This is a genomic window from Urechidicola vernalis, assembly GCF_031846385.1.
GTDB classification, from domain to species: domain Bacteria; phylum Bacteroidota; class Bacteroidia; order Flavobacteriales; family Flavobacteriaceae; genus Urechidicola; species Urechidicola vernalis.
The window spans coordinates 286,501-300,609 of sequence record NZ_JAVRHV010000004.1; the positions used below are offsets into that span (position 1 = coordinate 286,501).

5 protein-coding genes are annotated in these 14,109 nt (G+C 34.3%); all 5 read left to right on the forward strand.

What is annotated here, in order from left to right:
- Positions 1–148 precede the first annotated feature (148 nt).
- Positions 149–3,259, forward strand: coding sequence for a SusC/RagA family TonB-linked outer membrane protein (locus RM519_RS09980; RefSeq protein ID WP_311593640.1), 3,111 nt, complete (start codon positions 149–151; stop codon positions 3,257–3,259).
- Between the two features lie 18 nt (positions 3,260–3,277).
- Entirely contained in the window at positions 3,278–5,185 is a 1,908-nt protein-coding gene (locus RM519_RS09985) for a SusD/RagB family nutrient-binding outer membrane lipoprotein (RefSeq protein WP_311593641.1), read from the forward strand.
- Positions 5,186–5,349: 164 nt separating this feature from the next.
- Positions 5,350–8,646: a VCBS repeat-containing protein gene (locus RM519_RS09990; protein WP_311593643.1), complete on the forward strand. Its 3,297-nt coding sequence runs from the start codon at positions 5,350–5,352 to the stop codon at positions 8,644–8,646.
- 593 nt (positions 8,647–9,239) lie between these two features.
- Complete coding sequence (locus RM519_RS09995; protein ID WP_311593645.1) at positions 9,240–12,326, forward strand: SusC/RagA family TonB-linked outer membrane protein; 3,087 nt, start codon at positions 9,240–9,242, stop codon at positions 12,324–12,326.
- A gap of 3 nt (positions 12,327–12,329) precedes the next feature.
- Positions 12,330–14,018, forward strand: a complete 1,689-nt coding sequence (locus tag RM519_RS10000; RefSeq protein WP_311593647.1) for a RagB/SusD family nutrient uptake outer membrane protein — start codon at positions 12,330–12,332, stop codon at positions 14,016–14,018.
- Positions 14,019–14,109 lie beyond the last annotated feature (91 nt).

Genomic DNA, 14,109 nt, shown 5'->3' on the forward strand with positions numbered 1-14,109 from the left:
TCATTCAGCGAAGGTTAACGTCCATTTGTCGTAATGGTAAAGTTTGTTCTTTATTAAGATTTTATATTGTCAGTTCAAATTGGCCGAAAACGATTTAGGTTGGGGTTGCTCTTTTGAGAAAACTAAAAATTAATTAAATTAACTAAGTATGAAGAACAATTTACTAAAAAAAATGTTTTTTGTTGCAATTATGCTCACTAGTAGTGTCATATTTGCTCAAACAGTTTCTGGAACGGTATCCGATAATAATGGACCGCTACCTGGAGCGAGTGTAGTGGTGAAAGGCACTACAAACGGTGGAGACACCGATTTTGATGGGAAGTTCTCGCTAGACAACGTTGCTGCTGATGCAGTACTTGTTGTTAGTTTTTTGGGATATGAAACCCAAGAGATAGCGGTAGCAGGTCGATCACAAATTGATGTGGTATTGATTGCGGGTTCAGAATCTCTAGAAGAGGTTACTGTGACTGCACTTGGAATTACAAGAGAGCGTAAATCTTTAGGATATTCTGTGCAAGAGGTAAAAGGAGACGTGCTTGCTGAAAGAAGTGAAACGAACGTAACCAATGCTTTATCTGGACAGGTGGCTGGTTTACAAGTAATGAGATCTAGTAATGGACCTGCGGGTTCTTCAAAAATTATTATTCGTGGTAACAACTCTTTAACAGGAGATAACCAACCGTTAATTGTAATTGATGGTGTGCCAGTAGATAATTCAGGTGGTGCTAATGCTGATTTTTGGAATCCTACTCAAGATACAGGAAATGGACTTGGAGACATTAACTCTAACGATATTGAAACTATATCTGTATTAAAAGGTGCATCGGCAGCCGCTCTTTATGGTTCTCGTGGTGGTAATGGAGTTATTTTAATTACGACTAAGACAGGTAGACAATCCGATGGTTTAGGAATTACATATTCTGCAACCTTAGGGACTACTAACACTTTTATGGCACCAGATATGCAAAATGTTTTCGGACAAGGTTCTGAAGGAATTTTTGACCCTGTTTCTGGATCTTCTTGGGGACCAAAAGCAGAAGGACAAACAGTTACTGATTGGGAAGGAAAGCAAGTGCCTTTAAATATACATGATAATATTGATAATTTTTACGAAGGAGGATTTACGCAAGATCATAGTTTGTCTTTCCAAAATAGAATTAGTAATGGTACATCGTTGTATACTTCAGCGAACTACTTAAACGATCAAAGTAATATCCCTGGTTCTACTTTAGAAAGGTTAAATTTAACATCAAGAGCAGTTTCTGTATTTGGTAAAACTGATAATTGGACAGTAGATACTAAGATTCAATATATTAATACTATAGCGAATAACAGACCGATCAATGGTCAAAATGATAGAAACTCATTTGGAACAATTGCTACCTTACCAAGATCATTAGACATTAGAGAGTTTAAAGATCATACTGATGAATTTGGTAATATGATTTGGTGGTCTGAAGGTAATGGATCTAATCCTTACTGGGCCGCAAATAATGCTTTAAGTAACGATAAAAGAAATCGTTTCATTTTAACAGGAATGTTAAAAAACCAAATTAATGATTGGTTAAGTGCAGAAGTTAGAGGAGGTGCTGATATTCATAATACAGTATTGGATTCTAAATTGTATGCTGGAGGTAGAAATTCTGTGACAGGTAGATATTCTACTGGATATAGAAATTTCCAAGAGAATAACTTCAGTGCTATGGTAACTGCTTCTAAAAATAACTTATTTGGTAAATTTGGAGGAACTGCCTTATTAGGAGGTAACTTAATGAAGCAATTCAGAACTAGTTTAAGCTCAAGTTCTGGAGAATTAGTTGTGCCTAATTTATTCTCTTTAAATAATGGTGTAAATCCACCAACTGTTAGTCAGGGAAGAGTTGAAAGAAAAATGAACTCTATTTATGGAACATTACAAGTAAATTATGATGATTTCTTATACTTAGATGTTACAGGAAGAAATGACTGGACTTCTACTTTAAGTGAAGATAATAGATCTTTCTTCTATCCATCTGTGAGTGCCTCTTTTGTATTAACAGAATTGTTAGATAAAAATGATGGAAATCCAGATTGGTTAAACTTTGCTAAGTTCCGTGGATCATATGCAACAGTAGGTAATGATATGGATCCTTATCAGTTATATAACTTTTATTCTATTGGAAAAGATCCAAATGGTAATACTACAGCTTCAAGTAACTCAACTAAGTTTAACGAAAATATTAAGAGTGAGTTAATTAAATCTACAGAAATCGGATTTGAAACACGTATGTTCAATAACAGATTATATTTAGATTTTGCTTGGTATAAAACAAATGCAACTAACCAAATTTTAAGAATCCCTGTTGATCCATTAAGTGGATTTACAGGATCAATTGTAAATGCAGGTGATATCCAAAATACAGGTTTCGAGATTACAGCTAATGGATCGATTTTTGATAATCCAGAAGGGTTCTCTTGGGATGTGAATGTGAACTATTCTCATAATAAAAATACTATTGAAGAGTTAACTGATGATGTTACGCAATATGGTTTAGGAGGATTTGATAATATGAGTATCTTGGCGGTTTCTGGAGGTAGATATGGTGAGATTCATGGTACTAAATTTCAGCGTGTAGAAGATGAGGCTGATCCAAATTTTGGAGCAATCATTGTTGATGCAAATGGTATTCCATTAGGTACTTCTGAAAGATTCCATGTTGGAGATCAAGAAGCAGATGCTTTGTTAGGTATGACAAATTCATTTAGTTATAAGAACTTTGCATTAAGTGTTTTAGTTGATGCGCGTATTGGGGGAGAAATTTTCTCTGGTACAAACAGAGCAATTCAACAAAGTGGTACTGGTGCTGCAACGGTAGTAAACGGAGAAAGAGCTGATATCGTTTTTGATGGTGTAATGGATGATGGTTCAGGAAGCTATACTCAAAATACTACTGGGGTTAGTCCACAATTATATTGGGGAACTTTAGCAGCTAGAACAGGTAATTTAGGTATTACTGAGCATAATATTTATGATGCTACAAATGTACGTTTAAGAAATATTCAATTAGATTATACATTCCCTTCTGAGTGGTTGGGGGATTCTGGGATTCAACGTGCTAAAGTTGGATTTTCAGCTAACAATGTTTGGATGATTTCTAGTAATTTGAATGGGGTAGATCCTGAATCTGTATTCGCTACAAATTCTAATGCTACTGGTTTTGAGAATTTAACTTCGCCAACACAAAGAAGTTTCTTTTTTAATGTAACACTTAGTTTCTAAACTTAAAAAAATAAAATTATGATTAAAATAATGAAAAAAATAGGGATGCTTTTAGCAGCATTTGTATTGATTGTCTCATGTGATGATTTTGAGGAAATCAATGTAAATCCGACGGCTGCAAGTGCGGACCAAGTTCAGGTAGAGTACTTTATAAACGGTTCTATTATTGGTGCGCAGCAAGACCCACATATTGCAGAGAGAGTCTTTGTATTGTATTGGTCAGATGCATCAAGAATGGATAATAAACGAGTATTGTCTGAAGGAGGTTATAATGCTGGTTGGACAGCGGATTACTATAGATATGTAGGAGGATGGTTGAACGATATTAATTCTGCAATTGAAGTAGCGGACACTCATTTAGAGTCTGGTAATATTAAAGAGTACACGAGTAACTTAAAGCAGGTTTCTAGAATTTGGAGAGCTTATTTAATGAGTGAAATGGCTGATAACTTTGGACCAATTGCTATTGAGGGTTTTCAAGGTGAAAACCCAGATTATAATTCTGTTGAGGACGTATATATGTTCTTGTTGGCTGAATTGAAAGAAGCAACTGCGATGTTAGATGTTAATGTTAGTGTGCCTAATGGAGTGGCAAATTTAGATGCGGCTTATGGTTTTGATTTTACAAAATGGAAAGCATATGGTACATCTATGAGGATGAGATTGGCAATGCGTTTGTCTGAGGTTGCTCCTGGGGTAGCACAGCAAGAATTTGAGGATGCAGTAAATAATAATGCATATGTTTCCGTTTCTTCTGAAAACTTTAAAGTGAAAGAAGGTGGTGGATGGAATTCATTGACTAACGTAATGTCTAGACAATGGAATAACCATTACTTGTCTGCTTCATTAAATAACTTAGCAATTGGTTTAGGAGGAATTAATTCTGCTGATCAATTAGATGCAGATAAGCATGCATTTATTAAGCCTGGAGATCATATGGGATTAAAGTTTGATGATCATTTCACAACTTTAACAAATGATCCTTCTGCTGGGTTCTGGTTTGATGGTTTGCATGAGAAGATTGATCCAAGAATTTATGCTTTGTATAAAATACCTGGAGATGTAAATGATCCTGACTTTAATAAATATCCGACTTGGTCAAGTTCTTGGGGTGATACTGTAAGACCTTTATTAGATGATAATGGAGATGAAATTTTAACTGTTGACGCTACAAATCATTGGAATGCGCCATCATCTGGTGACTGGGGTGAAAAAGGAGCGAAAAACAGATTGAGATATATAGGAACATTACCTAGATTGTCTCATAAGTATAGAAGTGATCAGTCAGATAGGTTGTTTTTTGCATCTTGGGAGTCTTATTTCTTAATTGCTGAAGCAGCAGTTAGAGGTTGGAGTGTTCCATATTCGGCTAAAGCGGCATATGAGCAGGGAATTAGCGAGAGTTTCGAATATAATGGTGTGTCTCAACACTATGGAAATTATGTCTTGTCTCAAGATTATAATAGGGTTGGAACTTCAGTATCGTTTGATCACGTAACTGAGCCACCTGCTACTATGACTATGAACTATGTAGATGGATATACAAATACTCCAGGTACGCATACCTTTACTTATCCAAGTAATACAATCTATGAAGGTGGTTCTGTGAAGAATGACCAATTAACTAAGATTATTACTCAAAAATACATCGCACAGAATCCATATTTAGCTTTAGAAGGATGGAATGATCATAGAAGATTAGGATTACCTTTCTTTGAAAATCCTGCAATTGAGAACCCACTTGCAAACTTGCCAGATTTAACTACAAGTAACTATATGACTAACAGTGTTAAATTCTACGGACAAAGACAAATTTATCCGGCTAATTTTGCCGATAATGTTCCTGATGGATATGAGCAAGCGGTAGGTCATTTAGGTGGGCCAGACGAAATTTTAACTCCGCTTTGGTGGGCTAAGAAAAACTAAATTTAGTTTAGATTAATTTTTAAAACTCAGCATTTAATTATGCTGAGTTTTTTTATGAAATAGAATCGCTATTTTTTCAAAATATCGTTTATAAATAAAGGCTCTAGAGGATTAAATTTTGTATCTTTCTACCATCTTTTTTACTATAAATACATTGTTTTATTATGAAAAAAATCACCCTGTTTACTTTTATTTCTTGCATTGCTTTTGCCTGTTCTTTAGATACTGATTATAAAGTTTTGAAAACAGTAGTGAAGGATGAAAATAAAAATTTAAAACAGTTTTCAGTAATGTCTGATACTGGAATAAATTTTGAAAATTTTATTGAGGAAACAAGAGATATGAATTTCCTGAATTTTGCAAATATTTATAATGGTGGAGGCGTGGCCGCAGCAGATTTTAATAATGACGGTTTGACAGATCTTTATTTTACCGCAAATCAAAAAAAAAATTCATTGTATTTAAATAAAGGGGATTTTAGTTTTGAGGATGTTACTAAAAATGCAGGTGTAGATGATAAAGAGGGATGGACTACCGGAGTTTCTGTTGTTGATATTAATAATGACGGCTGGTTGGATATTTATGTATGCAAATCTGGAGTTGAATTTGGATCGGAGTCTATGGTCAATAAATTATTCATCAATCAAAAAGATAACAGCTTTAAGGAAATGGCCGAAACTTGGAAATTAAATGACCCAGGTTTTAGTACTCAATCTTATTTCTTTGACTTTGATAAAGATGGTGATCTGGATATGTATTTGGTAAATCATAGACCAGATTTTAATAATGCTGGAGGTTTGAACTTAGAAAATGATGCTAAAGTATCGCAACTTAGTTCGGATAAGTTGTACAGGAATGAAGGGACTTTCTTTTCTGAAATTACACACGAGGCCGGAGTTGTAAATAAAGCCTGGGGTTTAAGTGCTTCAATTGGTGATTTTAATAATGATGGGTGGCCGGATGTGTATGTATGTAATGATTTTATATCTCCGGATATGTTGTACATCAATAACCAAAATGGAACTTTTACTAATGAAATTTTGGATGTTATGAATCACGTATCATTTAGTAGTATGGGATCAGATTATGCAGATATTGATAACGATTTACTCCCAGATTTGTTAGTGTTAGAAATGGCCGCAGAAGACCATGAAAGAAGTAAAAAGAACATGGCAACCATGAGTACAAGTAGTTTTAACTACATGGTAAAATCAGGCTATCATCACCAGTATATGATTAATACGTTACAAAAAAATCAAGGTAATGGCAAGTTTAGTGAAATAAGTCAATTAAGTGGATTGGCAAAAACTGATTGGAGTTGGGCACCATTGATTGCAGATTTTGATAATGATGGTTATAAGGATGTTTTTATTACAAATGGTATCTTGAAAGAAATGGGAGATCAGGATTTTAGAACAAATATGGTGGAGAAATTTAATCAGCCTATCAAACCTACTTTTCAAGAAGTAACAGAAATGCTGTCGTCTACCAAATTAAGTAATTATGGATTTAAAAATAATGGAGATTTAAGTTTCACCAATAAAACCAAAGATTGGGGCTTAGATATAAAGTCGAATTCTAATGGAGTGGCATATGCAGATCTTGATAATGATGGTGACTTGGATCTTATTGTAAACAATATCAATGAGAAGGCTCAGGTTTATAAGAACAATGATGCAAAAAACTTTATTCAATTTAAATTATCGGGTGATGATAAAAATTCATTAGCGATTGGAACTAATATTTCTATTTCTACTGGTGCCCAAAAGCAAATGCAAGAGTTATACATGACCAGAGGATTTATATCATCTGTTCAAAATGTGTTAAATTTTGGTGTTGGTTCCAATGATATAATTGAAGAAGCAATAATAAACTGGCCAAATGGAAGCACAACAATTTTAAATGATTTAGCATCAAATCAAATAATTTCATTGGAAATGCCTGCTACAGCGAAGGCTGTTTCTAATGAGAAAGAAATTGAACGTATGTTTTTTGAACCTTCTCAGTCGACAAAATTGGGAGTGTCTTACAGGCATACCGAAAGTAATTTTGACGATTTTCAGAAACAAATTTTATTACCCCATAGCCAATCTACAAACGGACCATTTATAGCACAAGCAGATGTAAATAATGATGGATTTGAAGATTTTTATGTTGGGGGTGCTGCAGGACAAACAGGAGAATTATACATTCAATTAGAGAATGCTACTTTTAAGAAAAAGCAATCTAAGGCATGGATAAATGATAAAGACTATGAAGATTTAGGCGTTTTGTTTTTTGATGCGGATGGTGATAATGACCAAGATATATACGTAGTAAGTGGTAGTAGTGAATTTGAAGAATACAGTAATATGTTTCAAGATCGCTTGTATATTAATAATGGTGACGGCAGTTTTAATAAGAGTGTTAACATGCTTCCTAATATCAACTCAAGTGGACAAACAGTTGTTTCTTCTGATGTTGATAATGACGGAGATTTAGATTTGTTTGTGGGCGGACGTGTAATCCCGGATAAATACCCTTTTGCACCAGAATCTCAACTTCTGATAAATGAGAATGGAAAATTTATAAATAAGACGAAGTCTTTAGCAGCAGAGATGAGAAATATAGGCATGGTAACAGATGCTGTTTTTACAGATTATGATAATGATGGAGATGATGACTTGATGGTAGTTGGAGAATGGATGCCGATTTCAATTTTTGAAAATAATTCGGGGAAATTTTCTTTAATTGAGAATAGTTTTTTGACTAATACAACAGGGTTGTGGTTTAGCATTGCAGCCAATGATATTGATAATGATGGTGATTCAGATTATATAATTGGTAATCTTGGGTTGAATGCGAAATATAAAGTGAATGCTAAAAAGGAATTTCATATTTTTTGTGACGATTTTGATAATAATGGGACTTATGATATCGTACTTTCAAGTAATTATAATGGAAAGTTAGTTCCTTCTAGAGGAAAGGAGTGCTCCACGCAACAAATGCCATTTGTAAGTGATAAATTTCCGAGTTATCAAGCATTTGCTCAAGCGAGTTTAGTTGATGTATATGGAGAGAAAAACTTAGATAATGCGCTTCATTATCAAGCAGATATTTTAGAAAGTATTCTTTTAGAGAATATTGGAGATGGTAAGTTTAAAATTAAAAAACTACCTATAGCTGCACAGTTTGCTCCAATTATGGGGATAGAGTTTTTAGATCTTGATAATGATTCAGATGCCGAAATAATTTTGGTTGGTAATCATTATAATACAGAGGTTGAAACTGTGCGCTATGACGCCTCATTTGGTACGGTGTTAAAATATGATCACGGAGAATTTAGTGTTGTAAAACATGACAAATCAGGGTTTTTCAATAAAGGCAATGCAAAAGACATTATTGTACTTCAAAGTGAAAATGGACATTCAATACTTGTAAGTAACAATAATGAATCTTTAAGTGTGTTTAAATTGAATTAGCAAAATTCCATTTTTCAGACAAGGTTATTTTAGTTTCTTAACTATTCTTGTAAAGAATAAAATTGCGATTTTTATAAGGTATTCTATGAGGTATTCTATAAAGTTTTAGTTGAAAAATTTATTTCTGCTAAAATTTAAGTCTAATAATTAAACAAATTGTAATAAATATTCCATTATCTCTTAGTAATTTATTTTATTTCAAAGAAAAGGGAATAAAAACTTATTTATTCATAATCTTAAGCCTTTATAAAGTAGTTGGAGCTCTGTGTGACGAAAACGTTTTCGTATGTTTTACTGATGATTTATGTTAATTTAACTATAAATTGTCATCGAAAATTAACTTTAAATTAACTGTAAACTCTACTAAATTAACTTTTTAAATCACCTTTTTTTGTAATATTCCTATAGTTAATGCGGCCTGCGCTCTTTACAGAGTTCTTGTTGTTTGTCGATAAAATTGATGCTTATGTCGGAGGATTTTGTCGTTTATGGGATTGTACCAATACCTTGGCCTTTGAAAGTTAACTTAAATTGTGTTTAAATGATTTCAAGTCAATTTTTTTAACTAAAAAATTAATTAAAATTAACTAAGTATGAAAAACAATTTACTAAAGAAAATGTTTTTTGTTGCAATTATGCTCACTGGTAGTGTCATATTTGCGCAAACTGTTACTGGTACAATTTCGGACGCTAACGGTCCGCTACCAGGAGCAAACATTGTGGTTAAAGGAACCACGAACGGAGTAGATGCTGATTTTGATGGGAATTTTACATTGGATAATGTAGCATCGGACGCAGTATTAGTTGTTAGTTTTTTGGGGTATCTAACCCAAGAAATTAATGTAGCTGGGCAATCAGTTATTAACGTAACATTAGCGGAAGACGCAAATGAATTAGATGAGGTGGTAGTATTTGGATATACTGCTCAAACTAGAGGAGATGTAACAGGATCTGTTGCTTCAGTAGACATGGAAGAGGCTTTACAAGCACCAACCGTGAATGCTGCAGAGGCGTTACAAGGTAGGGTAACTGGTGTAACTGTTGTAACAAATGGTTCTCCAGGTTCAGCACCAAAGATTAATATTCGTGGTTTTGGTACTAGTAACAATACAAACCCATTGTATATTATTGATGGTGTTCAAACGGATGACCCAAACACTTTAAATAACATTAACCCTGCTGATATTGAGCAGATGAACGTTTTAAAGGATGGGGCAGCGGCTATTTATGGAGCACGAGCAAGTAATGGTGTTGTTGTAATTACGACTAAAGGTGGTGGCTACAATATGGCATCAGCAAAGGTTTCTTTAGATATGTATACTGGTTTTTCTGAAATAGCAAACTCTCCAAGTGTTTTAAATGCACAACAACATGCTGATGTATTACTACAAAGTTATTTAAATGATGGTGTAGATACTACACATGGTCAGTACGATCCATCAGGAACAGGTAATTATACAGTTCCTTCTTCAATTTTAGGATATAGAAGAGTTGTTTCTTACGACCCTATTGTATTTAGTGATGCTTTTAATGCAACAACTGAAGCAAATGGAACTGATTGGTTAGATGCTATTACTAGAACAGCACCAACTTCTAATGTTTCATTGTCTGTTCAAAACGGTAATGAGTCTGGTAAATATTTCATGTCTGTTTCTTATTTAAATAGAGATGGTGTTATGAATCATACTGGATTTGAAAGAGCAAGTACGCGTTTGAATTCAGAATTTAAAGTGAAAGAAAAATTAAGAATTGGAGAGCATATCAATATTTCTTATTCTAATACTTTAAGCGGTTCTGGTGAAGCGATTGAAAATTCTTTCAGAATGACACCTCTTTTGCCAGTTAGAGATGACGATGGTAATTTTACGGGTGTTGCAGCCCCGGACCTTGGAAACACAAGAAACCCAGCAGCGCAATTATACAGATCTAAAGATAACTATAACAAGCGTTATGCAGTATTTGGAGATGTTTACCTTTCTTACGATATTTTAGATGAGTTAACATTTAAAACAACGTTGGCGGGTGGATTTAATACTTTTGATAGTAGAGCATTTACGTATTTAGATCCTGAGCATGGTGAGCCAATTTCTACAAACACATTAGCTGAGCAAGATCAAACTGCTTGGAACTGGGCTTGGACTAATACTTTAAACTACAATAAGTCATTCGGAGATCACTCAATTAATGCTTTGATCGGTATAGAAGCTTTAAAAAATGAAAGTAAAGGAAAAGGAGTTTCGAGAACAGGATATTTATTTGAAGATCCAGACTTTTATTTATTAAATAATGGTTCAGGTGCTCCTAACGTAGATTATGCATATGCAGGATGGGATTCACTTTGGTCAATCTTTGGTACTGCAAACTATTCTTATAAAGATAAATATTACTTTACAGGAACATTGCGTAGAGATACTTCTTCTAGATTTAAAGGAGACAATCAATCAGATATCTTCCCATCATTTAGTGGAGGTTGGGTATTGAGTAAGGAAGACTTTTATCCAGAAGATGCTTTCGTTGGAAGAATAAAAGTAAAAGCTTCTTGGGGAGAATTAGGTAACCAAACGTTACCAGCAAGTAACCCTACAATTAATATCTCAAGTTTGAATGAAGGCTTAGCGAATTATGCATTTAATGGAAATGCTAGTAGTATCGCTACTGGAGCATTGTTATCACAAGTTGGTAACCCTGATTTAGTTTGGGAAACATCTGTTGCTACAAACTTTGGTGTAGATTTATCTATGTTAGATAGTAAAATTGGAGTTGGTTTAGAGTTCTACCAAATTAAAACAAAGGACCTTATTACAAGAGATTTTGGACTAATTAATTCTACAGCTATTGATGCTGGAGCGCCATTGGTGAATTTAGGAGATGTTAAAAACACAGGTTTCGATTTAGCGCTTAGCTATGGAGATGAAACCGATGGAGGATTCTCTTATAACCTTAGTGCAAATATCTCTAGTTACAAGAATGAAGTTACTGCGTTGATCGACGGTGCACCAGTTGCGGGTAGAGGAGATCTTAGAAACGGAGCAGTAACAAGAACTGAAGTAGGAGGAGAAATGTCTTATTTCTACGGACGTCAAGTTGCTGGATTAGATTCAAACGGAAGAATGGAATTTGTTGATGTAAACGGTGACGGTGTTGTAAATGATGATGATAGAACAAATATAGGTTCTCCACATCCAGATTTTACATATGGATTAAATGCTAATTTAGCATACAAAGGATTTGATGCACAGTTATTCTTTACAGGGTCTCAAGGAAATGATATCTATAACTACAATAAAGTATTTACAGATTTCGGATATTTCTTTAAAGGAAACAGAAGTACTAGAGTGTTAGATGCATGGACACCTTCAAATACGAATACAAATATTCCAGCATTAACATCTTCTTATCCATTAGAAGAGTCTTCTTCGAATTCATATTTTGTTGAAGATGGATCTTACTTTAGATTAAAGAACTTGCAAATTGGATATACATTACCTGAAAATATTTCAGGAAAAATAAGTTCAGAGTCTATTCGTTTTTATGTACAGGCTACAAACTTGTTTACAATTACTGATTATAGCGGTTTTGACCCAGAAGTTGTTGCTTATGACAATTTAAGTTTAGGTGTAGACAGTCGTTTATATCCAAACTCTCAAATATTTACTTTAGGTGCTAATATTAAATTTTAAAAAATGAAAAAAGGATTAATATATGTTGCATTGCTTTTCGGAGTTTTAGCATGTAGCGATGAATTTACTCAGTCTCCAGCAGTTGGAGCATTGAGTGATGAGGCTCTTAAAAATGAAACCGGAGTTAATTTATTATTAACTGGTGCGTATTCAACTTTAGATGGCCAAAGAGCGAATGGATTTGGAAATGGCTGGTCTGTTTCTGGAGATAACTGGATTTATGATGTCGTTTCTGATGATGCTCACAAAGGGTCTACAGATGATGATCAAGCAGATTTAAAAGAAGTTGAATTATTCAACTGGGCAACTGGTAATGGATATTTCTATGGTAAGTGGGGAGTAATTTTCGCTGGTATCAATAGAGCAAATGCCGTAATTGCGTTAATTGCAACTATTGAAGAAGGAGATTTTTCTGCTCAATTAGCAGAAGCAAGATTCTTAAGAGGACATTTTAACTTTGAGTTACAAAAGGCTTGGGGTAATGTACCTTATATTTCAGATGAAAATTATGCTGCTACAGAATTTAATCAACCAAACCCTGGACCAATTTGGGATCAGATTGAGGCGGATTTTAAATATGCTTTAGATAATTTACCAGATACTCAAGATGTGTACGGTAGACCAACTACTTGGACAGCTACGGCCTTTTTAGGAAAAGCACACTTGTATCAACAAGAATGGACAGATGCTTTAACGTATTTAGAGACTGTGATTAATTTAGGTCCTTATTCTTTAATGCCAGACTATGTAGATAACTTTAGATTGGCTGGAGATAACAGTACTGAGTCTATTTTCTCTATTCAGTTTGCTGCCGATTCTGGACAATCTTATAATGGTAATTCAGGTGGGGCATTGAACTTCCCTAACCCAGGGCCATTCGGTTCTTGTTGTGGGTTCTATCAGCCAACACAGGATTTACTAAATGCATTTCAAACGACTGCTGGAGGTACACCTTTATTAGATACTTATAATCAAACGGATGTAACTAGTGATTATGGAATTAACAGTGATGAAACGTTTACACCATTTGCAGGAAACTTAGATCCACGTGCTGATTATACAGTTGGTCGTAGAGGAATTGACTACAACGGATATGGTGAGCATATTGGAAAAGATTGGATTAGAGCAGGATTCTCTGATATTTCTGGACCTTATTTACCAAAGAAAAATGTGTATTGGGATGGAGAATCAGATAACCAAGCAACAGGTGGTTGGGGACAACAATTATCTGGTATTAACTACCACATTATGCGTTATGCGGATGTATTGTTAATGGCAGCAGAAGCAGAAGTTGAATCAGGAGGAAGTTTAGCTAACGCCTTAACTTATGTAAATAGAGTTAGAGAAAGAGCTAAGAACTCGAACTACATGCAGGCAACTGATGGTTCTGGTGATGCGGCAACTTATGTTATTCAACCATATGCTTCATTCCCAGATGCAGACTTTGCAAGAAAAGCAGTTCGTTTTGAGCGTCGTATAGAATTAGGTATGGAAGGTCATAGATTATTCGATATCAGAAGATGGGGTAACTCAGTTCAGCATATGAATGATTACTTCACTAATGAAGCTCGTACAATTACAAATTTTGGAACAAAAGTAAATGCGTATACTTCTACGTTTGATTTATTTCCAATTCCAATTTCTGCAATTGATTTAAGTGGCGGAATTTTGACACAAAACCCTGGTTACTAATTTGAATTAATGACTAAATATTGAAGGACGGGGCATATTTTTGCCCCGTTTTTTTTTACTTTTATACCCATAATATTATTACTCTTTTTTA